The sequence below is a fragment of the Aequorivita capsosiphonis DSM 23843 genome, from assembly GCF_000429125.1.
Classification (GTDB): Bacteria; Bacteroidota; Bacteroidia; order Flavobacteriales; family Flavobacteriaceae; genus Aequorivita; species Aequorivita capsosiphonis.
Genome location: NZ_AUBG01000015.1, coordinates 49213 through 70164, shown reverse-complemented (window position 1 = coordinate 70164; position 20952 = coordinate 49213). Strand labels below are relative to the sequence as shown.

At 37.8% G+C, this 20952-nt stretch carries 16 protein-coding genes; 10 read left to right on the top strand and 6 right to left on the bottom strand.

What is annotated here, in order from left to right; genetic code table 11:
• The first annotated feature begins 16 nt into the window (after positions 1 to 16).
• Complete coding sequence (locus G440_RS0113430) at positions 17 to 955, top strand: 2-hydroxyacid dehydrogenase (protein WP_026451779.1); 939 nt, start codon at positions 17 to 19, stop codon at positions 953 to 955.
• A gap of 91 nt (positions 956 to 1046) precedes the next feature.
• A complete protein-coding gene (locus G440_RS0113425) occupies positions 1047 to 1406 on the top strand; it encodes a TM2 domain-containing protein (RefSeq protein ID WP_051285376.1) in 360 nt (119 codons plus the stop codon).
• Between the two features lie 180 nt (positions 1407 to 1586).
• Here G440_RS0113425 and G440_RS20015 read toward each other — a convergent pair whose 3' ends face one another.
• The 3 genes from G440_RS20015 to G440_RS0113410 form a co-directional block, all read right to left on the bottom strand.
• Entirely contained in the window at positions 1587 to 3428 is a 1842-nt protein-coding gene (locus tag G440_RS20015) for a GNAT family N-acyltransferase (protein WP_034259565.1), read from the bottom strand.
• A gap of 141 nt (positions 3429 to 3569) precedes the next feature.
• Complete coding sequence (locus G440_RS0113415) at positions 3570 to 4826, bottom strand: aspartate kinase (RefSeq protein WP_026451777.1); 1257 nt, start codon at positions 4824 to 4826, stop codon at positions 3570 to 3572.
• Positions 4827 to 4842: 16 nt separating this feature from the next.
• Positions 4843 to 5313 (bottom strand): GNAT family N-acetyltransferase, encoded by a 471-nt coding sequence (locus G440_RS0113410; RefSeq protein WP_026451776.1) that lies wholly within the window; start codon positions 5311 to 5313, stop codon positions 4843 to 4845.
• Between the two features lie 136 nt (positions 5314 to 5449).
• On the opposite strand from G440_RS0113410, the gene fbp reads away from it, so the two are divergent.
• The gene (fbp, locus tag G440_RS0113405; RefSeq protein ID WP_026451775.1) at positions 5450 to 6466 is read left to right on the top strand and encodes a class 1 fructose-bisphosphatase; all 1017 of its coding nucleotides are present in this window, start codon (positions 5450 to 5452) and stop codon (positions 6464 to 6466) included.
• A gap of 97 nt (positions 6467 to 6563) precedes the next feature.
• Here the strand turns inward: fbp and G440_RS0113400 are convergent, their stop codons facing one another.
• Positions 6564 to 6989: a tellurite resistance TerB family protein gene (locus tag G440_RS0113400; RefSeq protein ID WP_026451774.1), complete on the bottom strand. Its 426-nt coding sequence runs from the start codon at positions 6987 to 6989 to the stop codon at positions 6564 to 6566.
• 182 nt (positions 6990 to 7171) lie between these two features.
• Between G440_RS0113400 and G440_RS0113395 the strand changes: the two genes are divergently transcribed.
• The 4 genes from G440_RS0113395 (at position 7172) to G440_RS20010 (ending at position 13054) form a co-directional block, all read left to right on the top strand.
• Positions 7172 to 8194 (top strand): ligase-associated DNA damage response exonuclease, encoded by a 1023-nt coding sequence (locus G440_RS0113395; protein WP_026451773.1) that lies wholly within the window; start codon positions 7172 to 7174, stop codon positions 8192 to 8194.
• A 180-nt stretch (positions 8195 to 8374) separates the two neighbouring features.
• The gene (locus tag G440_RS0113385; protein ID WP_026451771.1) at positions 8375 to 9967 is read left to right on the top strand and encodes an ATP-dependent DNA ligase; all 1593 of its coding nucleotides are present in this window, start codon (positions 8375 to 8377) and stop codon (positions 9965 to 9967) included.
• Positions 9964 to 12423, top strand: coding sequence for a ligase-associated DNA damage response DEXH box helicase (locus G440_RS0113380; protein WP_026451770.1), 2460 nt, complete (start codon positions 9964 to 9966; stop codon positions 12421 to 12423). The genes G440_RS0113385 and G440_RS0113380 overlap by 4 nt, the downstream gene beginning before the upstream one ends.
• Before the next feature lie 73 nt (positions 12424 to 12496).
• Positions 12497 to 13054, top strand: coding sequence for a hypothetical protein (locus tag G440_RS20010; protein WP_034259562.1), 558 nt, complete (start codon positions 12497 to 12499; stop codon positions 13052 to 13054).
• Between the two features lie 85 nt (positions 13055 to 13139).
• On the opposite strand, the gene G440_RS0113370 is transcribed toward G440_RS20010, so the two are convergent.
• Positions 13140 to 14261: an ATP-binding protein gene (locus G440_RS0113370; RefSeq protein WP_026451769.1), complete on the bottom strand. Its 1122-nt coding sequence runs from the start codon at positions 14259 to 14261 to the stop codon at positions 13140 to 13142.
• A gap of 113 nt (positions 14262 to 14374) precedes the next feature.
• Here G440_RS0113370 and pdeM point away from each other — a divergent pair, with 113 nt between their 5' ends.
• Positions 14375 to 15013, top strand: coding sequence for a ligase-associated DNA damage response endonuclease PdeM (pdeM, locus tag G440_RS0113365; RefSeq protein ID WP_026451768.1), 639 nt, complete (start codon positions 14375 to 14377; stop codon positions 15011 to 15013).
• A gap of 6 nt (positions 15014 to 15019) precedes the next feature.
• The gene (locus G440_RS0113360; RefSeq protein ID WP_026451767.1) at positions 15020 to 15823 is read left to right on the top strand and encodes a hypothetical protein; all 804 of its coding nucleotides are present in this window, start codon (positions 15020 to 15022) and stop codon (positions 15821 to 15823) included.
• Positions 15824 to 15958: 135 nt separating this feature from the next.
• On the opposite strand, the gene G440_RS0113355 is transcribed toward G440_RS0113360, so the two are convergent.
• A complete protein-coding gene (locus G440_RS0113355; protein WP_026451766.1) occupies positions 15959 to 17311 on the bottom strand; it encodes a dihydrolipoyl dehydrogenase family protein in 1353 nt (450 codons plus the stop codon).
• Positions 17312 to 17486: 175 nt separating this feature from the next.
• Here G440_RS0113355 and mfd point away from each other — a divergent pair, with 175 nt between their 5' ends.
• Complete coding sequence (mfd, locus tag G440_RS0113350; protein ID WP_026451765.1) at positions 17487 to 20858, top strand: transcription-repair coupling factor; 3372 nt, start codon at positions 17487 to 17489, stop codon at positions 20856 to 20858.
• The last annotated feature ends 94 nt before the right edge of the window (positions 20859 to 20952 follow it).

The window sequence follows — 20952 nt, the reverse complement described above, 5'->3', positions numbered from 1 at the left end:
GGTCTAAACTTTTTATATGAAAATTCTCCACCTCGACAACAACCATCCTTTATTGTTGAAAATGCTGAATGATTCAGGGTTTTCAAACGAAGAAAACTATAAAGCTTCCAAATCTGAAATTGAGCAAATCATTTCAAATTATGACGGGATAGTTATCCGAAGTCGTTTTAATATTGATAAACAATTTCTCGATGCAGCAAAAAATCTAAAATTTATTGCTCGGGTTGGGGCAGGTCTCGAAAGCATTGATACCGAATATGCAGAAAATCGCGGCATTAAACTTATTGCCGCACCAGAAGGCAATAGAAACGCTGTAGGTGAACATGCTTTGGGAATGCTTCTTTCGCTATTCAACAAGCTTAATAAGGCGGATAGAGAGGTTAAAAACGGCCTTTGGAATCGGGAAAATAACCGCGGACTGGAACTAGATGGAAAGACCATTGGAATTATAGGTTACGGTAATATGGGGAATGCTTTTGCCAAAAAACTCAGAGGTTTTGATTGCGAAGTGCTTTGTTATGATATCAAAGATAATGTGGGCGATGAAAATGCGAGGCAGGTTTCATTAAAAGAACTTCAGCAAAAAATTGATGTATTGAGCCTTCACACTCCATGGACGCCTTTAACGGACAAAATGGTGAATTCTGAATTTATCAATTCATTTTTAAAACCATTTTGGCTTATAAATACAGCAAGAGGTAAAAGCGTGGTTACGACAGATTTGGTTTCAGCTTTAAAATCCAGAAAAATCTTAGGTGCAGGTTTAGATGTTTTGGAATTTGAAAAATTATCTTTCGAAACACTTTTTGATTCAGATAATCTTCCCGGTTCGTTAAAAGAACTTTTTACGATGGATAATGTTATTTTAAGCCCGCACGTTGCTGGTTGGACCGTTGAAAGTAAAGAAAAATTGGCACGAGTAATTGCTGAAAAAATAATTACTTCTTTTAAGTAATGCTTGGGAACACCTAAATAATTTTTCCAGAAGGTATCCTCATTAATTTTTTATATTTTTAAAACTAATTTAAAACGAACTAACTACAACTATGGAAGATCAAAATACTGGTTACGACAGTACTAAAAGGAAAATAGACGAGAACGCTGAAAACTTTGAACAACAAGCTAGAAATAGTGCCAATGAATTTAAGGAAGGTTGGAACCAAGCCGCCCATACCCAAGAGAATAAAAAAGTGCTTGCCGGTGTTTTAGCAATTGTTATAGGATCTTTGGGAATCCATAAATTCATTCTTGGTTATACGCAGGAAGGGATCATTCAGATTGTGATAACCTTTGTAACCTGCGGTATCGGCGGTATTGTTCCACTGATTGAAGGTATAATCTACCTAACTAAAAGTGATGAAGAATTCTATCAGACTTATCAAGTAGGCAAGAAGGGCTGGTTTTAAAAGAGTATGGGCTTCAGTATCGTAAACGCTGGAGTCACCTGTTTAAAGCACTAAAAAGAAAGATTGCAATATTGCTTTACAATATTGCAATCTTCCAATTTGCACAAGTGTTTTTTCGTAATTGCAATTTTTTTGAAAAGTCGAGATAGTATTCGATATTATATAAATAAAATCAAGAATTTATTTGTCTTTTAGATTATCAGAACCAAAGCTTTCCGGATCGTTTTTGTCTGAATACTTTTTCTCCAACTCTTCTTGAAACTCTTCCATAACAGGTTTTACGGTACTTTCAGGTAAATCTGCAATACGAATGTACATCAAGCCATCAATTGCATTGTTAAACAACGGATCTACGTTGAAGGCTACAACCTTTGCGTTTTGCTTGATATATTTTTTGATAAGCACTGGCATACGAAGACTTCCCGGCTCCACTTCATCAATTATTTTGTCGAATTTATTCAAATCAGCTTCACTTTCATCGAAAATGAAATCTTTGTCGGCGTCCTTCAACTTTATTTTATATTCTTTTTTAGGATTGATGTATTGCGCCACATAAGGATCGTAATAATTCGATTTCATAAACTCAATCATCAAACTTTTTGAGAATTCTGAGAATTTATTGCTTATGCTAACCCCGCCAATTAAATAACGATGTTCTGGAAATCGTAGTGTTGTGTGCACAATTCCTTTCCAAAGCAAAAATAAAGGCATTGGCCGAAGCTGGTATTCTTTAATAACAAATGCACGACCCATTTCAATGGATTCACTCATCATTTCATATAATTCAGGTTCAAAACGAAACAAGTCCTGAAGATAAAAACCATTTATCCCGTATCGTGGAAATATCTCTGAACCTAGTCCCATACGGTAGGCGCCGGCCATTTTTTTGGCGTCCTTATCCCAAAGAAACATATGATGATAGTAGCTGTCAAATTTATCGAGATCGGTACTGTTGTTGGTGCCTTCGCCCACTTCACGAAAGGTAATTTCTCGCAATCGCCCTATTTCTTGAATAATGTAGGGAATAGAAGTTGCCTCCGCTAAAAACACCTCATAGTTTTTGCTGATCAGCAATCGCTTATCATTCTCGCGTAAGTTTTCAATTTCTTTTTCAATTGCTTCCAATGGAATTGGACCGGCAATTTTTTTCGGTGGTTTTGGAAATTTTAGCGTTTTAGGAATATTGTCCAATAACTTTTTCTTCTGAAATGCGTTGGAAAGCATATATGTTTTTCTACGAAGAAATTGCGTAAAAACAGGTAGCGACTGATGTTCCTTTTGGTCTTCCACAGAAATTGCGTTCCCAATTCGCACTTTTATTAGCCGCTCCTTTTGGGTTAACAATTCCGAAGGCAATTTTGCAGTTCGTAAAGTGTCACTCATTTTAGCCATACGATAAAACAATTTACTGTTTTTAGCATGAAAATATATGGGCACTATAGGTACTTCAGCCTTTTTTATAAGCTTCATAGCTGCATCTTCCCATGGTTTGTCCACAAGTAATTTTCCCTCCTTATAAGTTGAAACTTCCCCCGCGGGAAAAATTCCCAGTGGGCGCCCATCCTGCAAATGTTTTAGCGCCGTTTTTAGCCCTAAAACACTCGATTTTACATCCTTTCTTTCTTCAAAAGGATTTACCGGCATAACGTAAGGTTTCAATGGCTCGATTCTATGGAGAAGAAAATTTGCAACAATTTTGAAATCCGGTCTATGTTCAAGAAGTAATTTCAGTAAAAGAATACCGTCAATTCCACCGAGTGGATGATTGGAAATAGTTATAAAAGCCCCTGTTTTTGGGATTCTGCGAAGGTCTTCATCGTGAATTTCAAATTTTATTTCAAATTCGTCAAGCAATGCATTTATGAAATCCAGATCCTGCAAATGCTTATTTCTGTCATAAATTTTGTTGAGGGTAGTAATATTCAGGATTTTCATTAAAGACCAACCCATAAAGGTGCCCAGAAAACCGAATTTATCGATGTTTATTGCTTGTGCAACTTCCTTAGCGTTTACTAATCCCATGAAAAGTTTTGGTTGATATTGGTCAACAAATATAAGTAAACATCAATGATAAACTTTAAACAAATGAATCAATGTCCCTTAAAGATGTTCCGTCTGTTCTCTAAAAAAACGAATATTATCTGCAGAATAAACCGATTCTTACTATTCCTTAATAACTAATTGTACTGTCTCTTTACTTTCCTGTTTCAACAGAATATTTTTATTTTCTGCAAGTGCTTTTACCTCAGTAGGGTTAAAATGACGGATGGTATAAAGGGTAACATTTTCATTCCATTTCACACTGAAATTTTCACGAAGTTTTGACAATAAAGGCTCCAAATTATCAAATTTATTGTCCACACAGACCGAAAAACTAATGGCAGAATTTTGAATGAGGTTTACCTTCATCCTGTATTCGTGAAGTAATTTGAAAACATCCCCGATGTTATTTTCCATCATAAAAGAAAAGTCCAAAGAAGAGAGCGAAATCAACACCTGATTGGTTTTTAGAATAAAACTTGAAACCATGGGATCAAGCGAAACCCCTTTCCCAACGCAAGTTCCCGGCGCAGTAGGATTTATAAATGACCTAACATATAAAGGAATTTCCTTCCGTTGTAAAGGTTGTAAGGTTTTTGGATGAATTACCGAAGCACCATAAAAAGCGAGTTCAATTGCTTCGCGATATGAAATGTGATTGTAAAGTTGCGTATGGTTGAAAAAACGTGGGTCGGCGTTTAAAACTCCTGGGACGTCTTTCCAAATGGTTACACTTTCTGCGTTTAAACAGTAGGCAAATATAGCTGCGGTGTAATCACTCCCCTCTCTCCCTAAAGTTGTAGTGAAGTTATTGGTATGCTCTGCCCCTAGGAATCCTTGGGTAATGGTAATTCCCTTGGTATTTACTCTAACAGAAATTTTCTGCTGTGTTTTTTCCCAATCAACACTGGCATCTTGATAATTTGCATCGGTTTTAATGCATTGTCGCACGTCAAGCCAAGTGTTTTTCACTCCGTTTTCTGAGAAATATACTGAAACAATTGTCGAAGAAATTATTTCGCCATAAGAAACCACTTGATCGTAAACAAATGCGTGATTCTTGGATTTATTGGTGTCAAGGAAGTATTTTAATTCCTCAAAGATGCTATTAAGTTTACCAAAAACATAATGCGATGTTGAAGAAAAAAGGTCTATTAGAATTTTATAATGAAAGTCGTAAACTACTTTTAAAGAATGTTTTGTTTCTTTTTCTCCAGAAAAGTAATCTTTTAAAACTTCTTCCAGGGCATTAGTGGTTTTCCCCATGGCAGAGATTACCACCACCAAATCTTTTTCACTGGTTTGGGAAATTAATGATAAAACATTTTTTACGTTATCAGCATCTTTCGTCGATGCGCCACCAAATTTGAAAATCTTCATTTATTGATTTTGAGTTCTATGCTTTTAAATATTTCTTTAAACCCTCTTCGTCCATATGCACTACGCGCCAATCTTGCATAAGTTTTGCTCCGCTGCGTTCATAAAAACGGATAGCGCCGGTATTCCAGTCCAAGACGTCCCAAGCAACACGTTTTAGGTTTTGGTCGTTGGCAAATTTCATAACTTCTTTATAAAGTGCTTCCCCAATGCCTTGTCCACGGCTTGCTTCGTTCACGATTAAATCTTCTAGATGAAGCGTTCTACCTTTCCAGGTTGAAAAACGATAGTAAATTAAAGCTGCACCTACAATTTCACTTTCTATTTCCGCAACAAAACAAGTGAATAATGGATTTTCACCAAAACCCTCACGCTCCAAATCTGCAACTGTTACATCAACAACATCTGGTTCATTTTCAAAAATTGCAAGCTCCTTTATAAGATCCAGAACTTGTGGCATATCGTTTTTAGTGGCTTTCCTTACTTTCATCACGTAGCTTTTCGGTTAGATAATATCGTTGCGCTATTTCAACTTTAACTTTACATTCGTTTTCCTTCGGCAAATATCGGTTCAATTTCCTAAAAATCCCGATATTTGCGTGAAATTCAGGAACCCCAATAATCTAATGGCAAAAATAAATCAATCGCTCGGCGAATTTATAATAGAGAATCAAAGCGAGTTTAAGTACTCTTCTGGCGAGCTTTCGCGACTAATCAACTCAATCCGTTTGGCTGCAAAAGTAGTAAACCATAAAGTGAATAAAGCTGGATTGGTGGATATTTTGGGTGCAGCAGGCGACACCAATGTTCAAGGTGAGGATCAACAAAAGCTTGATGTATTCGCTAACGAAGTCTTTATAAACACGCTTACCAATCGTGAAATTGTTTGCGGAATTGCAAGTGAAGAGGAAGACGATTTCATCACTATAAAAGGTAGAAATGAGAAAAACGATAATAAATATGTAGTCTTGATAGATCCGTTGGACGGTTCATCAAACATAGATGTGAATGTTTCCGTTGGTACTATTTTTTCTGTTTACAGAAGAATAACTCCGTCTGGAACCCCAGTTACTATTGAAGATTTCCTTCAACCTGGAGTGAATCAGGTAGCTGCTGGATATATTGTTTACGGTACCTCAACAATGATAGTTTATACAACCGGGCACGGCGTTAATGGCTTTACATTAAATCCAGCAATTGGAACCTATTATCTATCACACCCTGCAATGACATTTCCAGAGACAGGAAATATTTATTCTGTTAATGAAGGAAACTACGTTCACTTTCCACAAGGTGTAAAAGACTATATAAAATATTGTCAAAAAGAGGAGGATGATCGCCCATACACTTCACGTTATATAGGTTCATTGGTTTCTGATTTTCACAGAAATATGATTAAAGGGGGAATCTATATTTACCCAAATACTTCAAAAAATAAGGAAGGAAAACTTCGACTTTTATACGAATGCAACCCTATGGCAATGATTGCTGAACAGGCGGGAGGAAAGGCCAGTAATGGTTTCGAAAGTATTTTGAATATCCAACCCACAAGCTTGCACCAACGGGTACCGTTTTTCTGTGGAAGTACCCAAATGGTAGAAAAAGCAGAAGAATTTATGAAACAGACGGCTCCTAGCCCCTAAAGGGGGAACTCTTACTCAAACCCAATATAAAAGCTCCAGAAGGAGCTTTTATAGTTTCTTAATCGTGGAAATCCCCCCTTCGGGGGATAGGGGGCTTTTATTTCTTATTCAACAAGTATCGATAATCTTCAAGATCGAGCCCGCCGCTATAAATATCAATAGATCGCTTTATTAAATGTTGAGCGGTTTTAGGATCGTACCCCAAACCTATAGCATATCTTTCAATTAGAAAACGTTCATGGTCATCTATTTCATGATCTGCAAAAATCATCTCAAAAAGGTCGTGCATACGTTCCAAACGTCTTTCTGAATCATTAGGTGGATTTATTGGGTATTTTCCTGGGTTTTTTAGAACCTCGATATACTCAGACTCGTCAATGTCCAGTTTACGAGCAAATCGCTTTAACAACTTTTCCTCTTCAGCATTAAGTTCGCCGTTAACTGAAGCTATGTTTGCAATAGATGCAAAGTGTCCTAAATTTCGGGAATGTTCCCCACTTTCGAATAAATCTGTAAATGCCATAATTTGGATTTGGTTAAGTTGCAAAGATAAAACTTGTTAATGACAATTGCGAGCATTGCGAAGCATTCTGTTAACGTTTTTTCTTCAGCAACATTAAAAGAATTTCAACCTAAAATTTTCATAATTGCGAGCGTGACTGACTAAGCTTTCATTATTTTTAGAGAGCTATTTAAAAGAAATCCATGAAGCAACCACTTTTGGTCTTTAACGATAAGGGAATTTATTGCGAACAAGCCAATGTCTACATAGATGCATGGCGTCCGGTTGATAAATGCATCATCACGCACGGTCACGCGGATCACAGTCGCTGGGGGCATAAACAATATATTACTCATAAAAATAATGTGCCCATAATCAAACACCGGCTGGGCGAAATTTCGGTTACGGGGAAAGACTGGAATGAAACATTTACAATAAATAGTGTAACTTTTTCCCTGCATCCAGCAGGACATATTATCGCTTCTTCTCAGGTTCGTGTGGAGTATAAAGGAGAAGTTTGGGTTTTTACAGGCGATTTTAAAACGGAGGATGATGGCTTGGCCGAAGTTTATCAACCCGTAAAATGTCACACCTTTATTACTGAATGTACTTTCGGCCTTCCCGCTTTTAAATGGACCCCTCAAGAGGAAGTATTTAGGGATATAAACAATTGGTGGGCTACCAATAAAGAGGAAGGAAAAACTTCTATTCTTTTTGGGTACAGCTTAGGAAAAGCCCAGCGTTTACTAAAACATTTGGACACTTCCATCGGAAAAATTTACACGCACGGCGCTGTTGAGAATATGACAGAAGTAGTGCGACCCTATTACGATTTGCCGCCAACTACGTTAATTACGCGCGATACTTCCAAAGAAGAAATAAAAGGAAACATAGTAGTTGCTCCGCCCAGTGCCCACGGTAGTACTTGGATTCGAAGATTTGTTCCTTACGTAACGGCAAGCGCCAGTGGGTGGATGACTTTCCGAGGCGCGCGAAGAAGACGAGCTATTGATCGCGGATTCGTACTGAGCGACCACGCAGACTGGGACGGTTTACTTTCTGCAATCGATGCAACAGGATGTGAGAAAATAATCACTACGCACGGATATACAGATATATTTTCCCGCTATCTAAGAGAGGAATTGGGCTATGACGCAAGAACGGAAAAAACCCAATACGAGGAGGAAAATTCTGAAACCGAAAAGAAAATAGATAATGAAGATTAGCTTACTATTTAAATTAAATTCACAAATGCTCTCCTTCTTATTTCAAGGAGAAGTGCCGAAGGCGGGGTGTTTCTTTTTGCAAGAGCTTGCCACGCACCAGTTGCGAAAAGGAAAAACTCGCTTGAGAGCCCGGATAGTTAATTACCAAACACAATTCCCTCTTTGGGGATTAGGGGGCTTATGAAGGACTTCGCCCAACTCATAAAAAAGCTTGACAGCACCAACAAAACCAATGAAAAAGTGTCGGCGCTAACTGCCTATTTTCAAAATGCAAATGATGATGATAAGCTTTGGACGATAGCCATACTTTCACACCGACGTCCAAAACGTCCGGTAAATACTACTCTTTTACGACTTTGGGCTACAGAAATCAGTGGGATTCCACTTTGGCTTTTTGAGGAAAGTTATCATATTGTTGGCGATTTGGCTGAAACAATTGCATTAATCTTACCAGCTTCGGAAGAACATTCCAAGAAGTCACTTTCTCAATTTGTTTCAGAAATTATCGAACTCCGAACTCTTTCCGAAGAAGAAAAAAAGAAATACCTACACGACAATTGGTTGGCGCTGAATTATTTTGAACGTTTTGTTTTTAATAAAATCCTAACAGGAAGTTTTAGAATAGGAGTGAGTCAAAAATTAATGACCCGTGCACTTTCCAAAGCCACAGGAATTGATGAGGATATATTAGCCTATAAATTAATGGGCGATTGGACCCCTGAAAATACTACTTATAAAAAGTTGATTCTTGAGCATAACGAAGAGGATTACCTTAGTAAACCCTATCCGTTTTATTTGGCGTATGCCGTGGAAGATAAGTTTCAAGAAGATCTGGGGCCAATTTCAGATTGGAGCTTTGAACATAAATGGGACGGAATCCGCAGTCAGGTGATTATCAGAAATGACGAAGTTTTCGTTTGGTCGCGCGGGGAGGAATTGGTCACGGACAAATATCCAGAGTTTCAGGAGTTTTTAAAAGTTATTCCAAACGGAACTGTTTTGGATGGAGAGATTTTACCATTTGGCGAAGGGGAGATTGGTAATTTCAATGCGCTCCAGACGAGAATAGGAAGGAAGAATATTTCAAAAGCACTTTTAAAGAAAACACCGGTAATTCTGAATGCTTATGATATATTGGAATGGGAAGGTAAAGATATTCGTCAAAAACCATTTATAGAAAGAAGACAAATTCTGGATGAATTAATTCAAAACATTGATTCCAGTGAATTTGGAATATATTTAAGCGAAACGATGAATTTTGAAACTTGGGAAGAGGCTGCTGCTGAACGCGATCTTTCCAGAGAAAAACGAAGCGAAGGTTTAATGCTCAAGCGAAAAGATTCGCCCTATTTAGTAGGAAGAAAAAAAGGAGATTGGTGGAAGTGGAAAATTGATCCTTTCACCATTGACGCCGTCTTAACCTACGCCATGCGCGGCCACGGACGAAGAGCCAATCTATATACCGACTATACTTTTGGGCTTTGGAACGATGGTGAATTGGTAACTTTTGCAAAAGCGTATTCTGGCCTAACTGATGCTGAATTTAGACAAGTTGACGCTTGGATAAAGAAGAACACTTTAGAGCGCTTCGGCCCAGTAAGAAGCGTAACGCCGCATCACGTCTTTGAAATCGGATTCGAAGGAATTGCCGAAAGCAGCCGTCATAAAAGTGGAATCGCCACTCGTTTTCCAAGGATTTTAAGATGGCGGAAAGATAAACCAATAGAAGAGGCCAATACGCTTTCCGACCTTAAAGCATTAATCCCAAAATGAAACAATCCGAACTCATTTCGATTGCAGAGGATTGGTTTCAGTCGAAGGAATGGAAATCCTTCCCATTCCAAAAGCAAACCTGGAAAGCATTCCTAGAAGGAAAACACGGCTTGCTCAACGCGCCAACGGGTAGTGGAAAAACATACGCGCTTTGGATTCCCATTGTACTTCAATATTTAAAAGAGAATCCAGATTATAAAACGAAACATAGAAAAGGGATAAAGGCCATTTGGATAACACCATTACGCGCACTATCCGTAGAAATTCAACAAGCCGCCCAACGTTTTGCAGATGATTTGGGAACTGGAATGACCATTGGAATACGAACTGGAGATACTTCACAAAGTGACCGTGCAAAACAAAAACGCCAAATGCCAGATTTGCTGATCACAACCCCAGAAAGTTTAATGCTGCTGTTGGCTTCAAAAGGATATGACAAAACCTTTAAAACCCTAACGGCTATAGTAGTAGATGAATGGCACGAACTTTTGGGAAGCAAACGGGGCGTGCAAATGGAACTGGCGCTTTCCCGTTTAAAAACCGTTTCGCCTAAGTTGCGAATATGGGGAATCTCTGCGACCATAGGAAACTTGGAAGAAGCACAGGATGTTCTCTTGGGAATGGATCCTGAATTCAGAAAAAATTCTGTCTTAATAAAAGCCAAACAGAAATCCAAAATTGAAGTCCGTTCCATTATTCCAAAAAAGATGGAAACATTTCCGTGGCGCGGACATTTGGGGATACATCTTTTAGAAGAAATTGTACCGATCATTAAAGCGAGCAAAACCACGATTATTTTTACTAACACACGGGGTCAATGTGAAATTTGGTTTCAAAAACTGCTTGAAAAGCATCCCGAATTTGCCGGTGAATTGGCGATGCATCACGGAAGTATTGCGAAAGATACACGTCTTTGGGTGGAACAAGCCATCCGGAATGAATCATTATTGGCGGTGGTTGCAACTTCCAGTCTGGATTTGGGAGTGGATTTTGCCCCTGTGGAAACCGTAATCCAAATTGGTGGACCAAAAGGAGTTGCAAAGTTTCTACAACGTGCGGGAAGAAGTAACCACCGTCCAGGAGAAGCTTCGGTGATATATTTTTTACCAACTCACGCTTTGGAATTACTGGAAGCTTCGGCTTTAAAAAGAGCCGTGAAAGAAGAAGTTGTTGAAGATCGAACTCCGTATTTACTCAGTTTCGACGTATTAATTCAGTATTTGGTCACATTGGCGGTGAGCGAAGGATTCTTTGCGACTGAAATTTTCCCAGAAATAAAAAACACCTTCTGTTTTCAAGGAATAACGGAAGAACAATGGAATTGGTGCCTTAATTTCATCACTTTGGGAAGTCAAAGCCTCCAAGCTTACGACGAATATAAAAAAGTGGAAGTAACTCCTGAAGGTCTTTTTAAAGTGGAGAGTAGACGAATCGCAATGATGCATCGCCTTAGTATAGGAACTATTGTGAGCGATTCTATGATGTTGGTTAAATATGTTTCTGGCGGATTTATTGGAACTATTGAAGAATGGTTTATAAGCAAGATGAAGCCTGGTGACACTTTTGTTTTTGCTGGAAGAACATTGGAATTGGTTCGACTTAGGCAAATGCAAGCACAGGTGAGAAAATCTAATAAACGCACCAGAAATATTGTAAGTTTTATGGGCGGACGTTTGCCGCTTTCCTCACAGATGAGTAAAATTCTTCGCGAAGAAATGCAAAGCGAAGCAGACCATAAACGCAATACTCCAGAACTGAAGGCCTTAAGCCATATTTTTGATCGTCAAGAACGCGAAAGCATTGTTCCAGGAGAAAATGAATTCTTAATTGAAACCTTCAAAACCCGAGAGGGGTATCATTCAATATTTTATCCTTTTGAAGGTAGATTTGTACACGAGGCTATGAGCAGTTTATTGGCGTATAGAATCAGTTTGTTATCGCCAATAACCTTTTCTTTAGCTTACAACGATTATGGTTTTGAATTGCTAAGCGACCAATTTTTAGATATTCAAACCATATTGGACAATAACTTGTTTTCTGAAGAATATCTGTATGATGATCTTCAAAAAAGTTTAAATGCTACCGAATTGGCACGACGGAAATTTCGAGATATTGCGGTAATTAGTGGAATGGTTTTTCAAGGTTATCCGAACAAATTCATTAAAACGAAACATTTGCAAAGTAATAGCCAACTCCTCTTTGATGTTTTTAGAGATTATGAGCCAAACAATCTGTTATATCTTCAAGCCTATCGTGAAACCTTTGAACATCAGTTAGAAGAAGGTCGATTACGGCTGGCTTTGGAACGCATAAATAAACAAGAAATTATCTGGAAACAATGCCAAAAAGCCACGCCCTTCAGTTTTCCAATAATTACCGATAGACTTCGAGAAAAACTTTCTTCGGAAAAATTAGCAGATAGAATAAAGAGAATGACTTTGCTGCTTGAGAAATGACGAACTATCTTCAGGGTTTCCACTTGTGTGCCGAAGGAGGAAATGCCTGAAGATTTATTTTTAAAATAGAATTATGGATTTTGAGTTTAAATCAAACGACACTTTTACAAAAAGACTAAAAGCTTATGGCATCCACGACTTTCAATCGCTGCTATTTTTTGTAAAGAATTTGCCTTATGGAAGAAATACAAATAGGGAGGATTTATATTTGATTATATCAGAAAGTAAGGGAACTTGCAGTTCTAAGCACGCTTTTTTAAAGGCTGTTGCAATGGAAAATAATTTTTCAGAAGTCAAATTGATGCTGGGAATTTATAAAATGAGCGAAATCAATACACCCAAAATAACTCCTGCTCTTTCTGAAAATAATCTGAATTACATTCCTGAGGCTCATTGTTATCTTAAATATAAAGATGAAAGAGTTGATGTAACTTCCGCCACTTCAGATTTTGCAAGGATTAAAAAGGATATTATGAAAGAAATCGAAATTCTACCTGAACAAGTCTCGAACTTTAAAGTTGATTTTCATAAGAATTACCTCAAAAAGTGGCTTACGGAAAATGAAGTGAATTTCACATTTGAAGAAGTTTGGGAGATTCGTGAAAAGTGTATTAATAATATTTCGCTTTAAACTAAGATTGGCGCCAAACCTCACAGGTTTTTACTTGTCCGCCGCAGGAGGAAAACTTGTGAGGTTTTATCAGAAATATATTTTTTCAGAGTTCCAAAAACCCTCGAAAATTTTCAGTATTCACAACATTAACTTCGGTATTGTAGGTTTCCCCGAAAAGTTTTGGAATTTTGGTTTCGGCTTTAGGGTTGAATTTAAATTCGAAGCCTTTTATTTGTCCCGCATTTTCTTCCACATAATCAATTTCCTGTTGGCGAACGGTTCGCCAAAAATACATTCGGGCATCACTCTTAGAATAACGAAGCACTTTTAATCTTTCAGCAATTATAAAATTTTCCCATAGAGCGCCTTTATCGGCACGAGTTTCAAGCAAATTCAGATTGCCTATTACGGCGTTTCGTACTCCGTTATCATAAAAATAGATTTTTTGATTGGTCTTAATTTCATTGCGAAGGTTTTTGCTAAAACTTGGTATTTTAAATATTACATAAGCTTTACAAAGCATATCAATATAATTTGAAACAGTGTTTTTGTCGATACCAACCAACTGTGCAACTTCATTATAACTCACTTCATTGCCAACTTGAAAGGCAAGTGCCCGTAAGAGTTTGTCTAAGACTTCCGCTTTGCGAATACCGCTTAACGCCAAAATATCCTTATACAAATAACTACTCACAAGCTCCTTAAGAACTTCCTTTTCAGAACCAATTGATGTAAGAACTTCTGGATACATTCCATATATCAATCGAAGATTAAGTTGCTGTTTTGCTTCAAGATAACCAACAGTATTTTCCATTTCGGACCAGGAAATCGGGAAAAGTTCATATTCCCATTTTCTTCCGGTTAAGGGTTCATTTATTTGATTGTTCAGTTCAAAAGATGATGATCCGCATAGCAGAAGTTGAACATCTGGAAATTGATCAGTTATAATTTTAGAGGTAAGTCCAATATTTTCAATACGTTGGGCTTCATCGATAAAAACGTAATTTTTCCCACCAATTATATTTTCGAGCTCCTTGGTATTTGGTGAATTTAGAACTTGGCGAACTGTAGGATCATCGCCATTTAAAAACAGATAATTCTTATTGAGTAGAATTTCCCGAATAAGCGTCGTCTTCCCAACTTGTCTTGGCCCAATGAGAATAATGGCCTTACCATTACCCATTTTCTTCTCAATATAAGGTTGAATTATCCTTTCGAATTGCATATATGGTGATTGTATTCACCAAATATACGTATATTCAGTGAATACAATCACCGATAATCACATTGTTTTAGAGATATATTTTAGTTTTGGATGTTCTATCTTTGTGAGTGTAGATGAAAAAGATCCAAATAAATACCCAGAATTTTACCCTTCACCCAAGCGGTGCCATTTATTGGGAAGATCAAAAAATGCTTCTAATTGCAGATGTCCATTTGGGAAAAGTTGTTCACTTCAGAAAATATGGCGCTCCCGTTCCTGCAACTGCCGCATATCAAAATTTCGAAAAACTCACTGAGGTCACCAATCATTTTGAACCAGATACTGTGTGTTTTCTCGGCGATTTATTTCACAGCAAATTAAACGAGGAATGGAATGATTTTGAAAAATGGGTGGAATACTGCAAAGCCAAAGTTATCCTTATTTCAGGAAATCACGATATTATCCCAAACTATTTATACGAAGATTTAGGTGTAAATGTGTTTGATGAGTTGTTATTGGATGGTTTTTATTTAACACATCACCCAACAGAACTAGAAGAAATGTTTAATTTTTCTGGTCACATCCACCCAGGAATTAGAATGAAAGGAGTGGGCAGACAATTTTTAAGACTTCCTTGTTTTTATAAAACAGAAAACCAACTTATTTTACCCGCTTTTGGTAACTTTACGGGGAAACACATTTTAACCCCTTCGGAAAAAGATGAGGTTTATGCAATTGTGGAAGGAGAAGTATTCTGTGTTTCTAAAAACTAAGCCATTATGAAAAAGACACTACAAATAGCTAATATCATACTTTTCGCGATAATGGTTTTTGTTAACTATCTTTCGGGAACGGGTGCAATAAATAATACGACTATTGCAGATATTTCAAAAGCTAACAACAACTTGTTTACACCAGCGGGATACGCTTTTTCCATTTGGGGACTTATTTATTTGATGCTTTTGGGCTTTGTAATTTACCAAAGCCGAAGTCTTTTTAAAAAAGTGCGGGATGATGCATTTATTTTGAAAACAGGCTGGTGGTTTGTACTTTCCTGCTTCGCCAATATAATGTGGATTACCTTTTGGCTCTATGGTTTTATGGAATATTCCATTCTTGCAATTTTTGTGCTTCTCTATTCCCTCTTAAAAATCGTGATGAAAAACCGAATGGAACTTTGGGATGCGCCAATTTCCGTAATAGCATTTCTTTGGTGGCCGTTTGTATTTTATAGCGGCTGGGTTACTGTTGCAAGCATCGCAAATGTTTCGGCTTATTTAACCAGTATAAAATGGAATGCTTGGGGTTATAGTGAAATTTCCTGGGCAGTGACAATGATCATTATTGCAGGAATCATAAACCTAGTAGTTACTTGGAGAAGAAATATGCGAGAATTTGCCTTAGTTGGGGCTTGGGCATTGATTGCCATTAGTGTAGCAAATTGGGAAGTAAGTCAAACAGTTGCCAATGCAGCACTTGCCGTTGCGGTAGTTTTAAGTATTAGCAGTGGGTATCACGGTTTTAAAAATCGCGCAACCAGTCCAATTAATAAATGGAAGGAATATTCTCAAAAAAAGACATAAGATTTAAGACCCTTCTACGACCAGAAGGTCGCTAGACTTTACAAAAATCACATAAAAAATAACTTTAGATATTAACCAAATCTACAGCTACAACTATCATCTCAATTTCGTTTTCGTTTTCAGTTTCGATTTCCCTCAAACCATTCCCTTAATATCATTCCCCCAAGTTGGATAAGCGAAAATCATTGCCTTTATATTTTCGCAAGTCAATTTTCCACACATTGCTAGCACAAAAAGATTTATCATTTCACCAGCTTCCGAAGCGATAATGTGAGCGCCAAGAACAATATTTCTGTCTTTGTCGACAATAGTTTTATAAGCATAAACCTTTTCATTGATACGTTTGGCGTTAAACCATTGCGGGACACTTTTATATTCTACCACATAATTATATCCTTTTTCCTTGGCTTCTTCTTCGGTCAACCCAATAGTTGCCACTTGTGGAATAGTGAAAACAACGGATGGAACGGGAGGAAAATCCATTTTTGTATGATTCCCTTTTCTGATATTTAACGAAACAATTCGCGCTTCTTGAGAGGATGTAGGCGTTAATGGAAGCGACCCACTTGCGGAAACATCACCACAAGAATACACACTTTTATTGGTGGTATTTTGAAGATATTCATTTACCGAAATCCCACCTTTTTCAAAGGAGACATTTCCTTTTTCTAAATCTAAATCATCAATGGAAGGAACGCGGCCAGCGGTATTAAAAACCATTCGCGCATCGACCGATTGGGTTTTGCCGTTCTTCTGAAATGAAACACGATAATTTTTCTGAAGTTTTTCCACTTCGGAAACCTTTGCGTTGAAAATAAATTTAATTCCCAATTCTTCCGAAGCTTTTGTAAGGTGGGAAACAATATCTGCATCAAAAGGACCGAGTGGACGAGGTCCAAACTCAACAATAGTAACCTTTGCCCCACAACGAGCTGCGATGTGCGCAAATTCCATCCCAATATAACCTCCACCCACAAATACAATGCTTTCTGGCAATTCTGGCAATTCTAAAAAGTCATCACTTATTTTTAAATAATCTCTTCCAGGAATTTTCAGCTCCATCGGTTTTTGTCCGGTAGCGATTACAATTTTCTTCGCTTTCACTGTTTTGCCTTCTACCGAAAGGGTGTTTTCATCCAAAAACTGCGGGGATTGATGGTACATTGTAATTCCAGCTTCATTAAGATCTCTTTCGGTTGTAAAGGGAATTGCATCGGTAAAAGTAGATTTAAATTTCTGAAGCGCGGTCCAATCAATTTTTGGAACCGAAGCGATTCCTTTTCCCTCTAAACACGCTGCAAGATGCATCGCTTCAGTTATTCCTACCAATACCTTTTTAGGATCACAACCACGCTGAGAGCAAGTGCCGCCAAATTCACGATTGTCGGCAATTGCCACTTTCATTCCTTCGGCTGCGCAATCATACGCCACGGATTTTCCGGCTGTACCAGTTCCTATTACAAAAACATCGTATTCTTTTATTGCCATAATTAAGGTTTTTTAGACCCAAAGGTTTCGGAAACCTTTGGGGGTCTATATAATTCGTGTGATCTTAAAAATACAGAAACACGAACCTAATGAATGTTAGCAAAATGATAAAGTTGAAAACAAAAGCCTTACAGGTCTTTGAGACCTGTGAGGTTTGGATTAAATTTGCCGTTCGATGCAAAAAAAATTCGCTACTTCACTCTATTCACGGTCTTTGCAAACGCAAAAACTGGGGGAAACTATATCCAAAAATCAAGCAACAATTGCGGTTTCGGGCCTTATTGGCTCTTCGGTTTCAATGGTTTTGGCCCAAACATTTAAAAATGGAGACCTTCCTTTTCTCTTAATCCTAAATGATAAAGAGGAAGCCGCATACCATCTAAACGATCTCGAAAATCTCTTGGGAGATAAAAATGTGCTTTTTTATCCCGGAAGTTACCGAAGACCCTATCAAATTGAGGAAACCGATAACGCCAATGTTTTACTGCGAAGTGAGGTTTTAAACCGAATTAATTCCAGAAAGAAACCTGCATTTATCGTTACTTATCCCGAAGCGCTATTTGAAAAAGTAGTTACCCGAAAGGAATTAGAAAGAAATACATTAAAGATTGCAGTTAACGACCAACTTTCAATCGATTTTGTAAACGAGGTTTTGTTTGAATACCATTTCAAAAGAACAGATTTCGTTACCGAACCAGGTGAGTTTTCTGTTCGTGGTGGAATTTTGGATGTTTTCAGCTTTAGCAATGACGAACCATACCGAATTGAGTTTTTTGGGGATGATGTTGATAGCATCCGGACTTTCGACGTGGAAACACAACTTTCTTTAGAACAGGTGAAAAAGGTTTCCATCATTCCGAATGTGGAAAACAAGATGATTGATGAAAATCGAGAAACGTTTCTGAAGTATATAAATTCAAAAACCGTGGTTTTTCTGAAAAACGAAGAACTTTTCAGCAGTGCTATTGACACCCTGTTCAATAAAGCTACTGAAGCTTTTAATGCAATCGATTCAGAAATAAAACGCGCAAAACCGTCTGAGTTATTCTGTACTTCGGATTTATTGAAACAACAACTTGAGGATTTTACTTCAGTTCATATAAAAAATGGTTCGATTTCGATTTCAGATTTGATTTCGTTTTCAACTAGACCACAACCTTCATTCAACAAACAATTTAATTTACTGATTGAGAATTTGAATGAAAATACGGAGAATGGATATAAAAATTACATATTCTGTAGTAGTGATCAGCAGGCAAAACGCTTTCAAGATATTTTTGAAGATGCCGAACAAAATGTGCAGCAGTTTGAAACCGTCGTGTTTCCGTTATTTCAGGGTTTTATTGATGATGATTTAAAAGTAGTTTGCTATACCGATCACCAGATTTTTGAGCGTTATCATAAGTTTCAGCTGAAAAATGGGTACGCTAAAAAACAGGCAATTACTTTAAAGGAAATCTCTAATCTGGAAGTTGGTGATTATGTGACGCATATTGACCACGGAATTGGGAAATTTGGCGGACTTCAAAAAATTGAAGTGGAAGGAAAGATGCAAGAGGCTATCAAACTTTTTTATGGCGAACGCGATATTCTGTACCTCAGCATTCACAGTCTTCATAAGATTTCAAAATATAACGGCAAGGATGGTCGTGAACCCAAAATCTATAAATTGGGTAGTGATGCGTGGAAAAAACTAAAGCAAAAAACGAAAACCCGTGTCAAGGAAATTGCTTTCAATTTAATTGAACTCTACGCAAAACGTAGAACGCTAAAAGGATTTGCTTATGATCCGGACAGTTATTTACAAGCAGAATTGGAATCTTCCTTTATTTATGAAGATACGCCAGACCAAAGTACCGCCACGGAAGATGTAAAAAAAGATATGGAAAACGAGCGGCCAATGGATCGTTTGGTTTGTGGCGACGTTGGCTTCGGAAAAACGGAAGTCGCCATTCGCGCGGCTTTCAAAGCGGTAGACAACGGAAAACAGGTCGCTGTATTAGTACCCACAACTATTTTGGCGTTTCAGCATTTTAAAACTTTTTCGGAACGTCTTTCAGAAATGCCCGTAAAAGTTGATTATCTAAACCGTTTTAGAACTGCAAAAGAAAGAAAAGCAGTCTTGGAAGGTTTAAAAGACGGTCGACTTGATATTGTAATCGGCACGCATCAATTGGTAAGCAAATCGGTAGAATTTAAAGATTTGGGATTGTTGGTAATTGATGAAGAACAAAAGTTTGGTGTAGGTGTTAAAGACAAATTGAAAACCATTAAGGAAAATGTAGATACGCTAACCCTAACGGCAACCCCAATCCCGCGCACCTTGCAGTTTAGTTTGATGGCTGCGCGGGATTTATCGGTAATTACAACGCCTCCTCCAAACCGTTATCCTGTGGAGACGCACGTTATTCGTTTTGGGGAAGAAAGCATTCGCGATGCGGTTCGTTATGAAATATCACGTGGCGGACAGGTTTTCTTTGTTCACAATAGAATTGAAAATATTAAAGAAGTCGCAGGATTGATCCAGCGCTTGGTGCCAGATGCGAAAATCGGGATCGGCCACGGGCAGATGGACGGGAAGAAACTGGAAGATTTGATGCTTCGGTTTATGAACAATGAATTTGATGTTTTGGTTTCTACAACCATTATTGAAAGTGGCTTGGATGTGCCGAATGCAAATACTATTTTTATCAACAACGCCAATAATTTCGGACTTTCCGATTTGCATCAGATGCGTGGACGCGTAGGTAGAAGTAATAAAAAAGCATTTTGCTATTTTATCACCCCAGATTTTTCTGCAATGACGGATGAAGCGAGAAAACGAATCACTGCTTTAGAACAGTTTTCAGAATTGGGAAGTGGAATAAACATCGCAATGAAAGATTTGGAAATCAGAGGTGCTGGTGATTTGCTTGGTGGCGAACAAAGCGGATTTATCAACGAAATTGGTTTTGAAACCTATCAAAAAATTCTTTCAGAAGCCATTGACGAACTCAAGGAAAAGGAATTTAAAGATCTTTATGACGACACTTCGTCGGAGTCTATCCTGAGCGGAGCCGAAGGACGAGGAGACCGGAAATTTGTAAAAGAAATTACTATAGACGCAGATTTCGAACTTCTTTTTCCAGATGATTATGTCAATAATATTACTGAAAGGCTTAATCTCTACACAAAGTTGAACCAGTTGAAAAACGAAGCAGAGCTACAGAAATTTGAAAAAGAATTGCTAGATCGTTTTGGAGAACTTCCCAGGGAAGCAGAAGATTTGCTGAACAGCGTAAGGATAAAATGGCTTGCTATTTCTATGGGCTTAGAGCGTTTGATAATGAAGAAGAAAAAGATGGTCGGTTATTTTGTTGCAGATCAACAGAGCGCGTTTTACCAAAGCCCTTCATTTTCAAAAGTGCTTCAATATGTGCAAATTCATCGGCAAAAGGTGACGATGAAAGAAAAACAAACCCGCAACGGATTGCGTTTGATTTTGACTTTTGAGGGGATTTCTTCGGTTGATAAAGCGTTGAATGCTTTGGAGCCTTTTAAAAACTAACTCTTCCAGGGTTTCAAACTCTGGAAGAATTGCAAGACCTGACAGGTTTTAAAAACCTGTTAGGTCTAGTCTTTAATTGAATGTCGGGTAAATG